Annotated in this window: 16 protein-coding genes; 9 read left to right on the forward strand and 7 right to left on the reverse strand. The window is 69.6% G+C overall.

Annotated features, from left to right (window positions below):
* Positions 1–3: 3 nt before the first annotated feature.
* Complete coding sequence (locus AKJ13_RS18085) at positions 4–711, reverse strand: response regulator transcription factor (protein WP_007563416.1); 708 nt, start codon at positions 709–711, stop codon at positions 4–6.
* Complete coding sequence (locus tag AKJ13_RS18090) at positions 708–1,352, reverse strand: MarR family transcriptional regulator (protein ID WP_144426295.1); 645 nt, start codon at positions 1,350–1,352, stop codon at positions 708–710. Before AKJ13_RS18090 ends, AKJ13_RS18085 begins: the two co-directional genes overlap by 4 nt.
* Before the next feature lie 160 nt (positions 1,353–1,512).
* On the opposite strand from AKJ13_RS18090, the gene AKJ13_RS18095 reads away from it, so the two are divergent.
* The gene (locus tag AKJ13_RS18095; RefSeq protein ID WP_050734604.1) at positions 1,513–2,877 is read left to right on the forward strand and encodes an 8-oxoguanine deaminase; all 1,365 of its coding nucleotides are present in this window, start codon (positions 1,513–1,515) and stop codon (positions 2,875–2,877) included.
* Between the two features lie 434 nt (positions 2,878–3,311).
* Here the strand turns inward: AKJ13_RS18095 and AKJ13_RS18100 are convergent, their stop codons facing one another.
* From AKJ13_RS18100 to AKJ13_RS18110, 3 genes are all read right to left on the reverse strand, one after another.
* A complete protein-coding gene (locus AKJ13_RS18100) occupies positions 3,312–4,985 on the reverse strand; it encodes a formate--tetrahydrofolate ligase (protein ID WP_050734605.1) in 1,674 nt (557 codons plus the stop codon).
* A 241-nt stretch (positions 4,986–5,226) separates the two neighbouring features.
* Positions 5,227–7,095: a tetratricopeptide repeat protein gene (locus tag AKJ13_RS18105; protein ID WP_050734606.1), complete on the reverse strand. Its 1,869-nt coding sequence runs from the start codon at positions 7,093–7,095 to the stop codon at positions 5,227–5,229.
* Positions 7,096–7,246: 151 nt separating this feature from the next.
* Entirely contained in the window at positions 7,247–8,920 is a 1,674-nt protein-coding gene (locus AKJ13_RS18110) for an electron transfer flavoprotein-ubiquinone oxidoreductase (RefSeq protein ID WP_050734607.1), read from the reverse strand.
* 282 nt (positions 8,921–9,202) lie between these two features.
* Here AKJ13_RS18110 and AKJ13_RS18115 point away from each other — a divergent pair, with 282 nt between their 5' ends.
* Positions 9,203–10,084 (forward strand): uracil-DNA glycosylase, encoded by an 882-nt coding sequence (locus AKJ13_RS18115; protein WP_082317012.1) that lies wholly within the window; start codon positions 9,203–9,205, stop codon positions 10,082–10,084.
* 140 nt (positions 10,085–10,224) lie between these two features.
* Positions 10,225–11,130 (forward strand): neutral zinc metallopeptidase, encoded by a 906-nt coding sequence (locus tag AKJ13_RS18120; RefSeq protein ID WP_050734608.1) that lies wholly within the window; start codon positions 10,225–10,227, stop codon positions 11,128–11,130.
* Positions 11,131–11,268: 138 nt separating this feature from the next.
* Here the strand turns inward: AKJ13_RS18120 and AKJ13_RS18125 are convergent, their stop codons facing one another.
* Complete coding sequence (locus AKJ13_RS18125; protein WP_007563424.1) at positions 11,269–11,529, reverse strand: hypothetical protein; 261 nt, start codon at positions 11,527–11,529, stop codon at positions 11,269–11,271.
* Positions 11,530–11,768: 239 nt separating this feature from the next.
* On the opposite strand from AKJ13_RS18125, the gene AKJ13_RS18130 reads away from it, so the two are divergent.
* The gene (locus AKJ13_RS18130) at positions 11,769–13,391 is read left to right on the forward strand and encodes an ABC-F family ATP-binding cassette domain-containing protein (protein ID WP_050734609.1); all 1,623 of its coding nucleotides are present in this window, start codon (positions 11,769–11,771) and stop codon (positions 13,389–13,391) included.
* 84 nt (positions 13,392–13,475) lie between these two features.
* Entirely contained in the window at positions 13,476–13,955 is a 480-nt protein-coding gene (locus AKJ13_RS18135) for a hypothetical protein (protein WP_050734637.1), read from the forward strand.
* A gap of 279 nt (positions 13,956–14,234) precedes the next feature.
* On the opposite strand, the gene mnmE is transcribed toward AKJ13_RS18135, so the two are convergent.
* Positions 14,235–15,560: a tRNA uridine-5-carboxymethylaminomethyl(34) synthesis GTPase MnmE gene (gene mnmE, locus AKJ13_RS18140; RefSeq protein WP_082317013.1), complete on the reverse strand. Its 1,326-nt coding sequence runs from the start codon at positions 15,558–15,560 to the stop codon at positions 14,235–14,237.
* Between the two features lie 170 nt (positions 15,561–15,730).
* Between mnmE and bla the strand changes: the two genes are divergently transcribed.
* From bla to panC, 4 genes are all read left to right on the forward strand, one after another.
* Positions 15,731–16,618, forward strand: coding sequence for a class A beta-lactamase (gene bla, locus AKJ13_RS18145; protein WP_050734611.1), 888 nt, complete (start codon positions 15,731–15,733; stop codon positions 16,616–16,618).
* A 12-nt stretch (positions 16,619–16,630) separates the two neighbouring features.
* Entirely contained in the window at positions 16,631–17,119 is a 489-nt protein-coding gene (locus tag AKJ13_RS18150) for an aminoacyl-tRNA deacylase (protein ID WP_050734612.1), read from the forward strand.
* 71 nt (positions 17,120–17,190) lie between these two features.
* Positions 17,191–17,553, forward strand: coding sequence for a hypothetical protein (locus AKJ13_RS18155; RefSeq protein ID WP_050734613.1), 363 nt, complete (start codon positions 17,191–17,193; stop codon positions 17,551–17,553).
* 69 nt (positions 17,554–17,622) lie between these two features.
* Positions 17,623–18,471: a pantoate--beta-alanine ligase gene (gene panC / locus AKJ13_RS18160; protein ID WP_050734614.1), complete on the forward strand. Its 849-nt coding sequence runs from the start codon at positions 17,623–17,625 to the stop codon at positions 18,469–18,471.
* The last annotated feature ends 178 nt before the right edge of the window (positions 18,472–18,649 follow it).

Raw genomic sequence — 18,649 nt, forward strand, 5'->3', positions numbered from 1 at the left:
GCCTCAATCCACCGCGAGCCGGTAGCCGACGCCCCGCACCGTCTGCAGGAAGACCGGGTTGGCGGGATCGACCTCGGTCTTGCGGCGCAGGCGGTTGATCTGCACGTCGACCGTGCGCTCCGCGGCGGCGCCCCCGGGGCCGGCGAGCTGCTCCCGCTCGACATTGGCGCCGCCGGCCGCGGCCAGGATGGTCAGGATCTCGCGCTCGCGCTCGGTGATGCGGATCAGCGCGTCGTCCCGGCGCAATTCGCCCCGGTCGATGCGGAACGCGAACGGCCCGAAGGTCACGGCCTCGGCGGCCGCCTCGCGCGGGCCGACGCTGCGCTTGATGATGTTGTTGAGCCGGAGGGTCAGCTCCCGCGGCTCGAACGGCTTGGGCAGGTAATCGTCGGCACCGATCTCCAGGCCCATCACCCGGTCGTTCGGGTTGGAGCGGGCGGTGAGCATCAGGATCGGCACCCGGGAGGTCTCGCGGACGCTGCGGGCGTAGTCGAAGCCGTTCTCGCCGGGCATCATCACGTCGAGCACCATCGCATCGAACACGACGCTCTGGGCCCGGGCCCGGGCCTCGGCGGCGCTGGCCGCCACGGTGACGCGAAACCCCTGGTCGGTCAGGTAGCGGGCGAGCAATTCGCGCAGGCGCCGGTCGTCGTCGACCACGAGGACGTGCGGCGCCGTGTCGGGCAAGTCGGCCCGGGGGGCGGCCGTCACGCGTCGCCACCCGCGCTGGATCCGCGCCGGGCCATCAGGCGCCGCACCGCCGCGCGATCCTCCGGCTCGATCATCGCCATCAGGAAATCCTCCGGGGAGCCCAGCGCGTCCGGCGCCGCGAGCGCCCGGGCGAGGCGGCGGGCCTGGACCCGGGTGAGGTCCGCGGCCAGCTCCGCACCGGACGGCGTGCAATACAGCAGGCGCTGGCGCCGGTCGCTCGGGCCGGTCTTCTGCGCGACGTAGCCCTGGCCGATCAGGTCCTTCAGCACCCGGTTGAGGCTCTGCTTGGTGATCCGCAGGATGTCGAGCAGCTCCGCGATGGTCAGACCCGGATAGCGGTCGACGAAGTGCAGCACCCGGTGATGCGCCCGGCCGAAGCCGTAGGCGGCCAGGATCCGGTCGGGATCGCCGACGAAATCCCGGTAGGCGAAGAACAGGAGCTCGATCAGGTCGTCGCTGCCGAGGCCATGCGCCGGAGCGGCTGCGACGCCGTCGGCCCGGCGGGGTGCGGGGCTTGGCGTGGCGGGACTTGGCGTGGCGGGACTGGGCGCGGCAGAGAGCCCGGAGATGCCGAGGCCGTCGCGCTGTGCCGATGAGGTCACGGGAGGCAGGCCGTCACGTGGGGACCGTCCGGATGGCAAGAAGGTCAGTCCCGCTGACATGTCTCAGTGCCGTCCGGGAGCGTCAAGCCCGAGGACGTCCGCGCGCGAGACAGCCATGCCGAACCCATCCGGGGCTTGCCGGCCGCCGCTCCGGGTCCGATACCGGACCGGGCCGATACCGAGACCCGAGGGGAACAGCATGAGCGACGCCGATGCACGGGCCCGCCGAGTCTGGATCCGCGATCCGCTGGCCATCCTGGCGGAGGAGGCTGGGGGCGGCGTCGTGGTGGCAGGCAGCCGCATCGTCGAGCGCGTCGCCGTCGGCGCCCAGCCGGCCGCCCCGGTGGACGAGACCTTCGACGCCTCGCGCCACGTGGTCATCCCGGGCCTCATCAACACGCATCACCACGCGTTCCAGACCCTGACGCGGGCGCACCCGATCGCGATCAACAAGCCGCTGTTTCCCTGGCTGAAGGCGCTCTACACGGTCTGGGGCCGGATTACCCCGGAGGCGTTCCGGCTCGCCACCCGGGTCGCCTATACCGAGCTGCTGCTGTCGGGCTGCACCACGGCGGGCGACCACCATTACCTGTTCCCGAAGGGACTGGAGCAGTCGGTCGACATCCAGGTCGAGGAGGCGCGCAGCCTCGGGATCCGCGCCGCCATCACCCGCGGCTCGATGAGCCTGTCCGACCGCGAGGGCGGCCTGCCCCCCGAGACGCTGACGCAGGACGACGACACGATCCTCTCCGATTGCGAGCGGGTGCTGAACCTGTTCCACGACCCGGCCCCCGGGGCGATGGTGCAGGTCGGGCTGGCGCCCTGCTCGCCCTTCGCGGTGACGAAGCGGCTGATGCGCGAGAGCGCGGACCTCGCCGCCCGGCACGGCTGCCGCCTGCACACCCATCTCGGCGAGACGCTGGACGAGGACCAGTTCTGCCTGTCGATGTTCGGCTGCCGCCCGGTGGATTACCTCGAGGAGGTCGGCTGGATGAGCGACCGGGTCTGGCTCGCCCACGGCATCCATTTCAACGATGCCGAGGTCGCGCGGCTCGGCAAGGCCGGGGTCGGCGTCTGCCATTGCCCGACCTCGAACATGACCCTGGCGTCCGGCCAGTGCCGCACCTGCGAGCTGGAGGCGGCGGGCTCGCCCGTGGGCCTCGGCGTCGACGGGTCGGCCTCGAACGACAGCTCGAACCTGATGGAGGGGGTGCGCCACGCGCTGATGCTGAACCGGCTCACCTACGGAGCCGAGACCGTGACCCATCTCGACGCCCTGCGCTGGGCCACCGAGGGCTCGGCCGCCTGCCTGGGCCGCTCCGATATCGGCCGGATCGAGCCGGGCCGCGAGGCCGACCTCGCCCTGTTCACCCTCGACGAATTGCGCTTTTCCGGCGCCCACGATCCGCTGGCCGCCCTGGTCCTGTGCGGCGCGACCCGGGCCGACCGGGTGATGGTGGCGGGTCAATGGCGGGTGATCGACGGCCAGCCGCTGGGCGTCGATGCGGGCCGTCTGCGGGAGGACCATTCGCGGCTGGCGAAGGCGTTGTTCGGGGTGGGGTGAGGCTCGAGAGGCTTGGGTTCGAAAACTCCGGGACGTTTTGCGGGTGCAGGGTGGGACCCTGCTCGGTTCCTGCCGCCTTGGCGGACGGATGCGACTTCATCACCAAAGCTCTGAGCCAACCGGCAGGCGTCGAAGACGTGGCGGTAGAGTTTCCCCGCGCGCGCGACCTCGCTCAAGGCGCTGATTTCGAGTGACGTTCCTGCTCGTGGCGAGGCCCTGTGCGGTCCTTCTCGGTAAACCGGGCCGGCTCAGCTGAAAAAGTGTGACGTGAAGCGGTGACGCAGTCCTTCTGTGTCGAAGGTGCGACTGGATTCACACATCGCCGCATGAGGCGCATGTCCCCTCTCCCGTGCGGGAGAGGGAGCGCGGCGCGTCCTACACAAACCGATGTGTGAACATCATACCCCGTAGACAGGCAGCCCGAGCGCTCCCGCTCAGAACAACCCGTCGATCTGCCCGTCGGCATCCAGGCGGATCGTGTCGGCGGCCGGGACCCGGGGCAAGCCCGGCATGGTCATGATCTCCCCGCAGATCGCCACCACGAAGCCCGCGCCCGCCGAGAGGCGGACGTCGCGCACGCCGACGATGTGGCCCTCGGGGGCGCCCATCAGGCTCGGGTCGGTGGAGAACGAGTACTGGGTCTTGGCCATGCAGATCGGCAGGTGGCCGTAGCCGTCCTTCTCGAAGGTGGCGAGCTTGCCCGCGGCCTTGGTCTCGATCTGGATGTCGGCGGCGCCGTACAGCTTGGTGGCGATCGCCCGGATCTTGTCGGTGAGCGGCGCCTCGGTCTCGTAGGCGTAGCGGATCGGGGCGGGCTCGGTGGCGGCGAGCTGCACCACGGCGCGGGCGAGATCCTCGGCGCCGGCGCCGCCCTCGGCCCAGTGGCGGCAGGTGATCGCCTCGACGTCGAGGCGCTCGCGGCATAGCTCCTTGAGCCGGGCATGCTCGGCATCGGTGTCGGCGTAGAAGTGGTTGACCGCCACCACAACGGGCAGGCCGAACCCGCGCAGGTTGGTCACGTGCCGGGCGAGGTTGGCGAACCCCTTCTCCAGGGCGCCGATATTCTCGCCCCCGAGGCTCTTCTTGTCGACGCCGCCATGCATCTTAAGGGCGCGGATCGTGGCCACCACCACGACCGCCGAGGGCGTCAAGCCGGCCTGACGGCACTTGATGTCCAGAAATTTCTCCGCCCCGAGATCGGCGCCGAACCCGGCCTCGGTCACGGTGTAGTCGGCGAGCCGCAGGCCGGCCCGGGTGGCGATCACCGAGTTGCAGCCATGGGCGATGTTGGCGAAGGGGCCGCCATGGATCAGCGCCGGGTTGCCCTCCAGCGTCTGCACCAGGTTCGGCTGCAGGGCGTCCTTGAGCAGCACCGTCATGGCGCCGGTGGCCTTCACGTCCTTCAGGGTGACGAGCTTGCGGTCACGGGTCTCGGCGATGACGATTCGGCCGAGACGCTCCTCCAGGTCGGCCAAGTCCTTGGCGAGGCAGAACACCGCCATCACCTCGGAGGCAACCGTGATGTCGAACCCGTCCTCCCGGGGGAAGCCGTTGGCGACCCCGCCGAGCGATTGGGTGATCTGGCGCAGCGCCCGGTCGTTCATGTCGACGACGCGGCGCCAGTGGATGCGGCGGACGTCGATGTTGAGCTCGTTGGCCCAGTAGACATGGTTGTCGATCAGCGCGGCCGCGAGGCTGTGGGCCGAGGTGATGGCGTGGAAATCGCCGGTGAAGTGCAGGTTGATCTGCTCCATCGGCACGACCTGCGCCTTGCCGCCGCCAGCCGCCCCGCCCTTCATGCCGAAGCAGGGGCCGAGCGAGGGCTCGCGCAGGCAGATCATGGTCTTCTCGCCGATGCGGTTCAGCGCATCGCCGAGGCCCACCGTGGTGGTGGTCTTGCCCTCGCCCGCCGGGGTCGGCGAGATCGCTGTCACGAGCACGAGCTTGCCGGGCGCCTTGCCCTCCAGCCCGGCGATGTAGCCGTGGTCGAGCTTGGCGATGTGCTTGCCGTAATTGTGCAGCGCCGCATCGGGGATGCCGAGCTTCTCGGCGACCTGCGCGATCGGCTTGAGCGTCGCCGCGCGGGCGATCTCGATATCTGAGGGCATGGGCGTTCCTCCCTGGCTCCGCGGGCACGGCACCCGCCCACCCGTCGACTGTTATCGTACGGGGATCTTGCCTCACGATGATCTGTCGCGCCGGTCTTGCACGGGCGCGGACGCACGGCGAGGCCGCCCCGCGAGCAGCGGCAGCACTGTGCGTCAAACCGGACGGAAATGCCCGTCGATTTTTATAAGCCGGCCGACAAATTAGTCTTGCCGCCCCGGAGAGGATGCGGCCCGAGGGTTTTCAGCCCCCCGACTTCTTGGCCTTGTCGGCGGCGCCCGGCGCCTCGTGCGGCTGCGGTGCGCCCTTGGGCAATTCCGGGTTCTCGGCGTTGTGCGGCACGGCGACCGGAGCCGGCGTGGTCTCGGCGGTCGCAGTGGGCTTCTCGGTATCGGGCAGGCCGTCCTTGAGCTTCTCGTTGATCTGCGCGAGATCGTCCGGCTCGGGGTTCAGGTCCTTGGCGTGCTGCCACTGGAACTTGCCCTCGAGGCGTCGCCCGGCCCGCCAATAGGCGTCGCCGAGGTGGTCGTTGATGGTCGGGTCGCCGGGCTTCAGCTCGACCGCCTTCTCCAACTCACGCACCGCATCGTCCCAGCGGCCGAGGCGGTAATAGGCCCAGCCCAAGCTGTCGACGATCATGCCGTCCCGGGGGCTGGCATCGGCGGCCTGCTGCAGCAGCTTGAACGCCTCGTCGATGTTGATCTTCTGGTCGACCCAGGAATAGCCGAGGTAGTTCATCACCTGCGCCTTGGCGGCCGGCTGGCTCGCCGGCACCAGGGACAGGGCCTTCTTCAGGTCGGCCTCAGCCTTGGGCCATTGCTTGGCGCGCTCGTAGGCGGTGCCGCGGAAGTAGAAGGTCGTCCAGTAATTCGACAGCGGCCGGTCGCCGATCAGCGCGATGGCGCGGGTATAGGTGGCGGCCGCCTCCTCGTACTTCTTGCGCGCCCGCTGGACGTTGCCCAGCGCGGTGATCACGTCGATGTCGTCCGGATGCGCCTTCATGGCGGCGTCGAGATGGGCGAGCGCCTCGTCGCCCTTGCCCATCTGCTCGAGGTTGAGGCCGATCTGGATGTCGGCGTTGAGCTTGAGCGGCGAGGTCGCGGGGATCTGCGCGTAGGCCTCGTTGGCCCGCTCGGTCTGCTTCATCCGGTCGAGGGTGTCGGCGAGCGTCAGCCGGGCGAGCGCGTGGTCCGGGGCGAGGTAGAGCGCCAGCCGCAGGTAGATCACCGCGGGCAGCTCGTCGCCCTGCGTCGAGCCCGCCGAGCCGAGCCCGTAGAGCACCTCGGCGGCGCCCTCCTGGGCGGTGCCGATCAGCCGGGTCAGGGGCTTGCCGTCCTTCAGCTTGTCCAGGGCGTCGCGCACCAGCGGGTGGCGCGGCGAGAGCTGGTCGAAGTCGGAATAGGCCTGGATCGCCAGGTCGGTGCGGCCGAGGCTGGCCTCGAGCCGGGCATAGGCATCGACGATGCGCAGGGTGTTGCGGTCGGCCTCGTAGGCGGCCTTGAGGCGGCGCTCGGCCTCAGCGTTGTCGCCGATCACCGAGGCGATCAGGCCGGCATGGTAGTCGCGGAAGGTGTTGTAGTAGCGCTCGCCCCGGAGCTTGTTGACCGTTTCCAGCGCCTTCTTGCCGTCGCCCGCGCCGGCATAGGACCAGGCGGTCAGCAGGGTGGCGGTCAGGTCGGTGGCCGCACCGCGTCCGCTGCGGGAAAAATTCTGGCGGGCGGCGGCCCACTGGCCGGCCTTGATCTGGCGCACCCCGAGGGAGAGGTTGGCGAGCCCGTTGGTGGGATCGCGTGCGATCAGCTTCTCGGCGGCCCGGAACGCGTCCGGCAGGGCGCCGTCGGCGAGCAGCGAGATGAAGGCGCGCTCGACCAGCTCGGCATTGCGCGGATCGGCCTTGACCGCCTCCCGGTAGAAGGTCGCCGCCGCCGCCGTGTCCCGGGACGCACCCGCGATGTAGGCGGACAGGAAGTTGCCCTCCAGGGATTCCGCGGGCTCGTAATCCAGCACCGGGCTCGATTCCCGCGGCTGTGCGGCGAGCACGGTCTGCGGCAGACCGGCGGCGAGCAGCAGGGCGAGCGCCGAGACGCTCCGGCGGGCGCGTGTTGTCATCATGAACCGGTCGCGGCTCCTGGGCGCCGGCCAGCCAAGGGGCCGGGCGCGAGAATGGCGGGTTATCCCCGTGAAAAACGCCGGGGACACTGAACCCATCCCGCCAGCCCCGCAAGGCGAAAGGATGGCGCCGCGCCCTCCCGGCCCGACGCCCTCACATATTCGGATAGTTCGGCCCGCCCGGCCCCTCCGGGGTCACCCAATCGATGTTCTGGTTCGGGTCCTTGATATCGCAGGTCTTGCAGTGGACGCAGTTCTGCGCGTTGATCTGGTAGCGCACGCCGTCGCCGGCGGCGGCATCCTCCACCCATTCGTAGACCCCGGCCGGGCAGTAGCGGGCGGAGGGGCCGCCGTAGACGTCGTGCTCGGAGCGCTTCTGAAGCTCCATGTCGCGGACCTTGAGGTGCGGCGGCTGGTCCTCCTCGTGGTTGGTGTTCGAGAGATAGACCGAGGAGAGCCGGTCGAAGGTCAGCTTGCCGTCGGGCTTCGGGTAGGTGATCGGCGTCACCTCCGAGAGCGGCTTGAGGCAGGCATGGTCCGGCTTGCCGTGCTTGAGCGTGCCGAACGGCGAGGCGCCGAGCAGACTGGTGGCCCACATGTCGACCCCGCCCAGGCCGACGCCCACCAGGGTGCCGTAGCGCGACCAGAGCGGCTTGACGTTCCGCACGGCCTTGAGGTCCTGCCCGATCGGGCTGTCGCGCCAGCCGGCCTCGTAGGCGGTGAGCTCGTCGCCGGCCCGGCCGGCCTTCAAGGCGTCCGCGATGGCGTCGGCCGCTTGCATCCCGGACAGGATCGCGTTGTGCGAGCCCTTGATCCGCGGCACGTTCACGAAGCCCGCCGAGCAGCCGACCAGGCAGCCGCCCGGGAAGACCAGCTTCGGCACGGACTGCCAGCCGCCCTCCATGATCGCCCGGGCGCCGTAGCCGATGCGCTTGGCGCCCTCGAAGGTCTCGGCGATCATCGGGTGGGTCTTGAAGCGCTGGAACTCCTCGAACGGCGACAGGGTCGGGTTCTCGTAGTTCAGGTGCGTGACGAAGCCAACCGAGAGCAGGTGGTCGTCGAAATGGTAGAGCCAGGAGCCGCCGCCGGCCTTGTTGGGCAGCGGCCAGCCCATCGTGTGCTGCACCAGCCCGGGCTCGAACTTGCCGGGGGCGAGCTGCCAGAGCTCCTTCACGCCGAGCCCGTACTTGAAGTGGTCGCTGTGCCGGTTGAGCGCGAAGCGCTGGATCAGGCCCTTGGTCAGGTTGCCCCGGGCGCCCTCGCCGAACACCGTGTACTTGCCGCGCAATTCCATGCCGCGGGTGTAGTCGTCCCGCGGATCGCCCGACTTGCCGATGCCGAGATCGCCGGTGGCGATGCCCGTCACCGCGCCGGACTCGTCGAACAGCACCTCGGAGGCCGGGAAGCCCGGATAGATCTCGACCCCGAGCGCCTCGGCCTGGGCGCCCAGATACTTGCACGTGTTCGACAGCGAGCCGACGAAATTGCCGTGGTTCGACATGAGCTTGGGGAAGAACAGGTTCGGCAGGGTGATGCCGCTGTTCTTGGTGAGCATCATGAACTCGTCGCGCTGGACCTCGGTCTTCAGCGGCCGCTCCGGATCGGTGCGCCAGTCCGGCAGCAGCCGGTCGAGGCCGATCGGGTCGATCACCGCGCCCGACAGGATGTGGGCGCCGACCTCCGAGCCCTTCTCGACCACGACGACGGAAATCTCCTCGCCGATCTCGGCGGCGCGCTGCTTCAGGCGGATCGCGGTGGCGAGCCCGGCCGGGCCGGCGCCGACCACGACCACGTCGAAATCCATGCTTTCGCGTTCGGGCAGCGCCATCGTCGAGCCTCCTGTTTTCTTGTCGATTGGCCCGATCCGTTGCCGGATCGGCATTGCGTGCTGCCGTCTCAAGCGATTCTAGACTGGAAAGGCAAGCTTCCGGAGCCCGGACTTGAGCGAAAGCTCCCCTATGCCGCATGGGGGGAGAATGCGGACGGGTTCGGGGCGACTCAGCGGTAACGGGCACGCGCGGCACGGCAGCCGGGGCCGCGCCGTTCGGTCACGCAAGTCCTTGCCGTCGAGCGAGTTTCAAGAGTTGTCCACAGGCATCGAGCGCCCCACATGCTGATCAGCATGCTGAGCCCCAACGACGCGCAAGCCGACCTCATCGCCTATCTCGACTTCCACGTGGAGGCCGGCGCCGACGCGGCCCTCGACGAGCAGCCGCACGACCGGTTCGGCGAGGCCGATACGCCGGCCCCGACGCTGCGGGCGCCCCGGCGCCAAGCCGCGGCGCCCCGGCCCGTTGCCCAGTCCAATTCCCTCGTGCCGCCCCCGGGCTCTCCGCCGCCGGCAGCCCCGGCCCGGACCTTCGGGCGCGCGGCGAGCGCCCAGCCGGACGAGGCGGCGAGCGATGCCCGCGCCCGGGCGCGCGAGGCCAAGAGCCTCGACGAGCTGGAAAAGATCCTGGCGGATTTCGACGCCTGCCCGCTGCGCTTCACCGCCAAGAACCTGGTCTTCGCCGACGGCAATCCGGAGGCGCGGGTGATGTTCTTGGGCGAGGCGCCGGGGGCCGACGAGGACCGGATCGGCAAGCCGTTCATGGGCCGGTCGGGCCAGCTCCTCGACAAGATGATGGCGGCGATCGGCCTCGACCGGACCAGCGCCTATATCGGCAACATCGTGCCCTGGCGGCCTCCGGGCAACCGCAACCCGACCCCCCAGGAGGTGGCGGTGTGCCGCCCCTTCGTGGAGCGCCAGATCGAGCTGGTCGACCCGGAGGTGATCGTCTGCCTCGGTGCGCCGGCGACCCAGACCCTGACCGGCACCAAGGACGGCATCCTGCGCACCCGCGGCCGGCTGTTCCCCTACAAGCTGCCGACCCGCGAGGCGAAGCTGCTCGCCACGCTCCACCCGGCCTTCCTGCTGCGCCAACCGGTGCAGAAGCGCCTGGCCTGGCGGGATTTCCGGGCCCTGCGCACCCTGCTCGACGGAAAAGCTTGACCATGGGCGCGGAACCGGGCGTTCCCTCCCGTCATTAGAGCTTCGTCCCGAACGGTGTCTGCCGGCTTTCGGACATAGGCGATGCACAGGTAGGAACCGTGCCCTGCCGGAACCGGCGGGCGCGGCATCAGGACGGGACCATGCGCTGGGACGATCTACGCAGCTCCGACAACGTCGAAGACCGTCGCGGTGAGGGTGGCGGCGGTGGCATGGGCTTCCCGGGCGGGGGCGCCGGCGGCCTCGGGATCGGCACCATCGTGGTGCTGATGATCATCGGCTATTTCACGGGCATCAACCCGGCGATCCTGATCGGGGGCGCGCAGCAGATCGGCGGCCGCGGCCATCAGGAACAGCAGGCCGACCCGCAGACGCAGGCCAGGCGTCGCCAGGCGCCCACGGATGAGAGCGGGCGGTTCGCCTCGAAGATCCTGGGCAACACCGAGGACGTGTGGAGCCAGATCCTGCCGCAGCAGACCGGCAAGCAATACACCCCGACGACCCTGGTGCTCTACACCGGCGGCACGCGCTCGGGCTGCGGCTCGGCCCAGGCCGCCATGGGGCCGTTCTACTGCCCGCTCGACAAGAAGGTCTATCTCGACACAGGCTTCTTCAAGGAGATGGCGACCAAGTTCGGCGTGAAGGGCGATTTCGCCTACGCCTACGTCATCGCCCACGAGGTCGGTCACCACGTGCAGGACGTGCTCGGGATCCTCGGCAAGGTCCAGGCGCGTCAGCAGCAGGCCTCCAGCAAGGCCGAGGCGAACGCCCTGTCGGTGCGGATCGAGCTGATGGCCGATTGCCTCGCCGGCGTCTGGGCCAAGAACTCCAACGACAAGTACGCCGAGCTCGAGCAGGGCGATATCGACGAGGCCCTGAACGCGGCCGCTCAGATCGGCGACGATTCGCTGCAGAAGCGCTCGCAGGGCTACGTGGTGCCGGATTCCTTCACCCACGGCTCCTCGGCGCAGCGCCAGCGCTGGTTCAGCGCCGGCTTCAAGAGCGGCCAGACCAAGGCCTGCGACACGTTCCGGACGGCGAATAACTGAGCGGGCGCGGGGCTTCGGCTGGCCAACCGGTCCGGAGCCCCTCCGTGATTGCGCGCGCAGCGCCGGCTCTGAAGGTCGTCGCGTGTCCCTGGGTCGTGTCACTGTGCCCGCGATAACGGCGCGAGCCAGTACGGTCCCTCAGCGCTCGCTCAGCCGCTTCGCGTTGGCCTGGACCTTCCGGCGGTAGCTGCGGATCACCTTGCTGTTGGAGGCGCCGGAGGCGACCATCAGGGCCGCTTCGCTCGCCGCCATGATCTTCTCCGTGACCATGCGCTGCGCCTCGAGCTGCGCGGCCGGGCCGCCCACCGCGAACATCGCCATGCGCTGGGCGATCACCCCCTGGGCTTCCAGCCCCAGCATGGCCATGTCCAGGCTCGTCTTCCACCAACCGAACAGCATCGTGTTCCTCGTCTCAAGGGCTGCGGCCCGAAAGGTGTTTGCCGGCTTCTAGGGACGGATGATGCCCAACCGAAGGCGTCGCACCGGGCAACGGCCCAGCCGGCGCTCGGCGTCCCGAGACCCGACCCGCGTTGCATGAAGCAGCCGAAAGCCCGCAATCCCGGATCCGTCTTTGCGCCGTCTCGATCCATGCCGTAAGCGGCCCGGAGCGATCTCCCCGGACACAGTCACCAGCCTTCATGATACGCCTGGACAAAATCACCAAGCAGAACGGGCGGCAGCTCGTCTTCATCGAGGCCTCGGCCGCCCTCCAGCGGGGCGAGAAGGTCGGGCTCGTGGGGCCCAACGGGGCCGGAAAGACCACCCTGTTCCGGATGATCATCGGCCAGGAGCAGCCCGACGAGGGACAGGTCTCCGCCGACCGGGGCATCACCACCGGGTATTTCAGCCAGGATGTCGGCGAGATGTCCGGCCGCAGTGTGGTCACCGAGGTGATGGACGGCGCCGGGCCGGTGAGCGCGGTGGCGGCGGAGCTCGCCGAGCTCGGCGCGGCGCTGGCCGACCCGGACCGCGCCGACGAGATGGAGGCGCTGGTCGAGCGCTACGGCGAGGTCCAGGCCCGGTTCGAGGAGCTCGACGGCTATGCCCTGGAAGGCCGGGCCCGCGAGGTGCTGGACGGCCTCAGCTTCAGCCAGGAGATGATGGACGGCGATGTTGGGGCCCTGTCGGGGGGCTGGAAGATGCGTGTCGCGCTCGCCCGCATCCTGCTGATGCGCCCGGACGTGATGCTCCTCGACGAGCCGTCCAACCACCTCGACCTGGAGAGCCTGATCTGGCTCGAATCCTTCCTCAAGGCCTATGACGGCGCCCTGCTGATGACCTCGCACGACCGCGAGTTCATGAACCGCATCGTCAACAAGGTCATCGAGATCGACGGCGGCGCGCTCACCACCTTCTCGGGCGATTACGCCTTCTACGAGGGCCAGCGGAAGCTCAACGAGGCGCAGCAGCAGGCGCAGTTCGAGCGCCAGCAGGCGATGCTCGCCAAGGAGATCGCCTTCATCGAGCGGTTCAAGGCTCGGGCCTCCCACGCCGCCCAGGTGCAGAGCCGGGTGAAGAAGCTCGACAAGATCGAGCGCGTCGAGCCGCCCCGGCGCCGGCAATCCGTGGCCTTTGAGTTCCAGCCGGCGCCGCGCTCGGGCGACGACGTCGTGATGCTCAAGGGCGTGCACAAGCGCTACGGCAGCCGCACGATCTATGAGGGCCTCGACTTCTCGGTGCGCCGCAAGGAGCGCTGGTGCGTGATGGGCATCAACGGCGCCGGCAAGTCGACCCTCTTGAAGCTCGTCACCGGCACCACCGAGCCGGATGACGGCTCGGTCACGGTCGGCGGCAGCGTCAAGCTCGGCTATTTCGCCCAGCACGCCATGGACCTGCTCGACGGCGACCGTACCGTGTTCCAGACCCTGGAAGAGGCATTCCCGCAGGCGGGCCAGGGTTCGCTCCGGGCGCTGGCCGGCTGCTTCGGCTTCTCGGGCGACGACGTCGAGAAGCGCTGCCGGGTGCTCTCGGGCGGTGAGAAGGCCCGGCTGGTCATGGCCTTGATGCTGTACGACCCGCCGAACTTCCTGGTGCTCGACGAGCCGACCAACCACCTCGACATGGGCACCAAGGAGATGCTGATCGCGGCGCTCGGCGCCTACGACGGCACGATGCTGTTCGTCTCGCACGACCGGCACTTCCTGGCGGCCCTGTCCAACCGGGTGCTGGAGGTGACTCCGGAGGGCATCCACCAGTATGGCGGTGGCTACACCGAGTACGTCGCCCGCACCGGCCAGGAGGCGCCGGGGCTGCGCAGCTGAGGGCCCCGGTCGCGACCTCAAGACCTTACACCGGGACCGGATCCGACGCTAAGCTGGCGTGAATTGGGCCGGGGCAAAGACGCCGTGCGACGCCTGCTGAAGTTCCTGCACACGATGGGTGCCGCCGGCGTGTTGGGCGCGATGGCGTCCCTGGTTGTGATGCTGGCCCTCGCCCCCGCGCCTGCCGCCCTCCCCGGCTACGCCGCGATCCGGGGTGCCATGGGGGCCGTCGCCACCTGGGTGTTCCTGCCGTCGCTCGCCGTGACCCTGCTGTCGGGGTTGCTGGCGATGGCGCTCAACCGCGGCTACCTCAACGCCGGCTGGGCGTGGGTGAAGCTCGCCACCGGCGTCCTGATGTTCGAGGGCGGCCTCGTCTACGTGCAGGGCCCGATGAAGCGCGAGGCCGAGCAGAGTGCCCGGGCACTGGCCGGTCTCCTCGATCCCGCCTCCCTGTCCGTCTCGCTGGAGGGTGAGCGCGGGACGCTCTGGGTGCTGCTCGCGGTGGCCACCGCCAACGTCGTGCTTGGGATCTGGCGCCCGCAAATCCTGCGGATCCCGCAATAGAGCCGGGTGGGAGAGGGCGGGCGGGGCCTGATCCTCACAGCTTGAGGTCCAAAACCAGCAAGGATCCAGATTTCCCCCCACTCCCGAGGCGTCGGGCTCTCGAAGACCGTTCGGCTGCGCAAGAGGTTTTCGCGGATCGCGCGGTGAGCCGGAGGCCTCCTGCGAGGCCACTGACGCGGCACCCCAGGTCAGGGAGTTGAGAGGGAGAGGCCGCTCTTCCCCTCTCATGAGTATCGGGGGACGAACAGACTTCCGTAAGAAATATGCCGGCTATGAAAATTACTTTCCGATACAAAATCCCGAGAACAATCGGTCCAGAACGTCCTCGACGCCAACATGACCGGCGACCTCGCCGAGGGACCGGACAGCGAGCCGCAGGTCCTCCGCGGCGAGTTCGGGCAGCGTCCCCTCCCCTGAAAGCAACCGGTCGAGATGCGTGACGCAGGCTTCGAGCGCCGCCCGGTGGCGGGCTCGGGTCACCAGCGCGTCGCCGGTTCCGAGCCCAGCCTGAGCCTCGGCCTGGATCGCGTCGAGCAAGGCCTCCAGGCCGGCACCGGTCCGTGCCGAGACGGCGAGCGCCCCCGCGGTCGACGGCTCTAATGAGCCGGCAAATAGATCGGCCTTGGTGTGCACGGTCAGCGTCCGGATCGCTGACGCGCCGAGGTCCGGCGTAGTCCCGCCCGGCGGGACGAGGGCCAGGATCAGATCGGCTGCGCCGATCCGGGCGCGGCTGCGACGGATGCCTTCCGCCTCCACTGGCTCGACGGCGTCGCGCAGGCCCGCAGTATCGACGAGGAATACCGGGAGGCCGCCGAGATCCAGGCGCACTTCGATGGCGTCCCGGGTCGTCCCGGGCACATCGGATACGATCGCCACGTCCCGCCGGCTGAGGGCATTGAGCAGGGTGGACTTTCCGGCATTCGGTTCGCCAGCCAGGACGACGGAAAAACCTTCGCGCAGGCGCTCGCCCCGGCGGCCGTCCTGCAGGGCTTTTGCGATGTCCTGGCGCAGGGCGTCGGCACGGCCGAACAGGGCAGCGTCGAGGCCGGCATCATCGACATCGCCCTCATCGGCGAAATCAAGGGCGGCCTCGGCCATAGCGAGGCAGTCGATCGCTTCCTCCCGCCACGCCGCGACCCGGCGGCTGAGCGCGCCGTCGAGTTGGCGCAGGGCCTGCCGGCGCTGTCCCTCGGTCTCGGCGTCGATCAGGTCGGCGACCGCCTCGGCCTCGGCCAGATCCATCCGGCCGTTGAGCACCGCCCGGCGGGTGAAGGCACCTGGCGCGGCGGCCCGGCATCCGGGCATCCGGGCCAGGGCGGTGAGCACCCCCATCCGAACCGCCGCGCCGCCATGCAGGTGCAACTCGGCCATGTCCTCGCCGCTATAGGTGTCGGGGCCCGGGAACCACGCGACCAGCGCCCGGTCGAGTTCGGTGCCGTCCGCGGGATCGCGTAAGGTCCGCAACGACAGGCGCCGGGGCGGCGGGAGCGTGCCGCCGATGGCCACCAACACGTGCCCTGCCGCCGGGCCACTCACACGGATCACCGAGACGGCGGCGCGGCCGAAGCCGCTGGCTGGGGCGAAGAGGGTTTCAGTCTCGATCATGGCGTTGGAAGATGTCGGCATCCGCGTGGATCCGGAAGACGCGTTTCACGTGAAACATGGCGTCCCGCCCCTGTAACGATTTCGGCGCGGCCACTCCATCCGCGGCCATGGAATGGCCAAGCTCGGCCCTCACCTCGACCGGCGATGCCCTTGGAAGACCGAATCGCGCCATGACGTCCTGGACCCGCCGCGCCGCCTGCCTCGGCGCCCTCACCGCGCCGCTGATCCTGCGACACGGACATGCGCACGCCGCGGAGGCCGACCCTGCACTCGCGGCGATCGAGAAGCGGCTCGGCGGACGCCTCGGTGTCTCGGCCGGAACGCAGGAACGCGTCTTCCTGCGCCATCGTGCGGATGAGCTGTTCCCGATGTGCAGCACCTTCAAGGTCCTGGCCGCGGCTTGCGTGCTGGCGCGGGTTGACGCGGGCTCTGAATCCCTCGCCAGGCTCGTCACCTACGGGAACGACGCTCTTCTGAGCTACGCGCCGGTGATCCGGAAGGGCCTGGAGGCCGGAGGCGGCACCGGGCGCATGACCATCGCGGATCTTTGCGCCGCCGCGCTCGAATGGAGCGACAACAGCGCCGCCAACCTCTTGCTGACTGCGCTGGGCGGCCCGGAGGCCCTGACCCTCTGGTTGCGCGGCATCGGCGATACGGTGACCCGCCTCGACCGCAATGAGCCCACCCTCAACACCGCGCTGCAAGGCGACCCGCGCGACACCACCAGCCCGGAGGCGATGCGCGCCACGCTCGCGCGCCTGCTCCTCGGACCGAGCCTGTCGGCGGCCTCGCGTGCGCGGCTGGAAGCCTGGATGGTCGCGTCCCAGACCGGGTTCAAGCGCCTGCGGGCGGGGCTGCCATCGGATTGGACCGTCGGCGACAAGACGGGCACCGGTGATAACGGCACGGTCAACGACGTCGCGATCCTGCGGCCGCCGGGGCGTGCGCCGATCCTCGCCTGCGTGTACGTCACCGGGGCCCAGGCCCCGACGGAGGTCGTCGAGGCGGCCCATGCGGAGATCGGCCGCCTCGTCGCCGCCCGGGCCGGTGCCGCGTGAGCCGAGACCGAGATGGCGAAGACGCCCGCTAAGACGACCCGAGCGACCCAGGCCCTGCACAGGCTTGGTCTTCGCTATACCCTGCACGCCTACGATTACGATCCCGAGGCGCCGCGCATCGGCCTTCAGGCCGCGGAGGCACTGGGTGTCGAGCCTGGCAGGGTCCTGAAGACCTTGATGGCGGCGGTGGACGGAAAGACGGTCTGCCTGCTGGTGGCGTCCGACAAGGAAGTGTCGATGAAGCGGGTGGCGGAGGCCTTTTCCGGCAAGGCCGCCGCGATGCTCAAACCCGCGGATGCCGAACGCCTCACGGGATACCATGTCGGCGGCATCAGTCCGCTCGGACAGAAGCGGGTCTTTCCGACCGCGATCGATGCCGGCTCGCTGTCGAACCCGGTCGCCGAGATTCACATCAATGGTGGCGGGCGAGGCCTGCAGATCCGCCTGACCGAGGGGGATCTGGTGACTGCGCTGTCGGCTCTGGTGGTGGCGCTGGTCTAGGAACGCCGTCTGCGTAAGTCCCTGTTTACCCTGCTCCCGCACCCTGGGCCGGTATCGGGGACGGGTTCGGCATGCAGGCGACGGTGCGGCACGGGATCGGAACGGCGCTCGGCCTCGCTCTGCTGGTCGCCGGGCCTGGCGCCCGCGCGGCGGATCTCGATGTGCCCGGCGGCTATGAGGCCATCACCCGCAGCGGCCCACGCTTCTTCCCGCGCAACGACGGGATCGAGCGCCGGCCCGTCTACGCCATCCGCAGCCGGGCCGTCCCGGTGGGCTGCACGCCCCGTCGCGTGCCGGTGCCGACCAACGCGCCGGACGATCCGAGTTACGTCGGCTCGGAATACGGCCTGTCGCATCCCAGCTATTACGGTTTCACGCCGCCGCTCGGCGTGGACGACCCGTTCGGCCGGTCGCTCCTGCCCTACTGCCCCTGAACCGGCCCAGGCGGCTTTCGCGCCCGCGGATCATGCTCTAGATCGGCGCCCCGCCGCGGAGCCTGACCCGTGTCCGAATCGATCCCCCAGCGTTTCAGCGATCTCGCCTCCCTGCGCCGGAGCGTGGCCGATTGGCGGCGTGCCGGCGAGCGGGTCGTCCTGGTGCCGACCATGGGGGCGCTGCACGAGGGCCATCTCGCCCTTGTGGCGGAGGGCCGGCGGATTGGCCGGCGGGTCGTCGCGAGCATCTTCGTCAACCCGACCCAGTTCGGCCCGAACGAGGATTTCTCGCGCTACCCGCGCGATCTCGGGGCCGACCTGGCACTGCTTGGCCGGGCCGGCGCCGACGCCGCCTGGACGCCCGCCGTGGAGACCATGTACCCACCGGGCTTCAGCACCCGGATCGATGTCGCCGGCCTGACCGAAGGGCTGTGCGGCCCGTTCCGGCCCGGGCATTTCTCCGGGGTCGCCACGGTAGTGACCAAGCTGCTGAACCAAGTCGGGCCCGACGTCGCCTTGTTCGGCGAGAAGGATTTCCAGCAGCTTCGGGTAATCCAGCAGGCGGTGACCGATCTCGACCTCCCGGTGGAGATCCAGGGCGTGCCGACAGTGCGCGAGGCGGACGGCCTCGCCCTGTCGTCGCGCAACCGCTACCTCTCGCCCGAGGAGCGGGCGGTGGCACCGAGACTCCACGCGGTGCTGGCCGAGATCGCCGCCACGGCCCGAAGCGGCGCCCCAGTCGCGACGCCGATCGCCGAGGGACGCGTCGCCTTGGAGGCCGCGGGCTTCCAGGTGCAGTATCTCGCGGTCTGCGACGCCCGGACCCTAGCACCGGTCGAGCGGGTGGACGGACCCGCCCGGGTTCTCGTCGCCGCGTTCCTCGGCCGGACCCGGCTGATCGATAACGTGGCGGTCTGAAGGGCCGCTCGACCGGTCCTTTCGACCCCCCATCCTGAGGCTCCCTGCGCTTGCACCTCGGGATCGGGGGAGTCAGGATCGTATCGATCTGACCCCTCGCCGGACTGGCTGCTCGGCAAAGACCCACGGTTTCAAAAGGTCGTCGACCTTTTGCGGGTGCAGGGCGGAGCTCTGCAAT

This window comes from Methylobacterium sp. ARG-1 (genome assembly GCF_001262595.1).
GTDB lineage: Bacteria > Pseudomonadota > Alphaproteobacteria > Rhizobiales > Beijerinckiaceae > Methylobacterium > Methylobacterium brachiatum.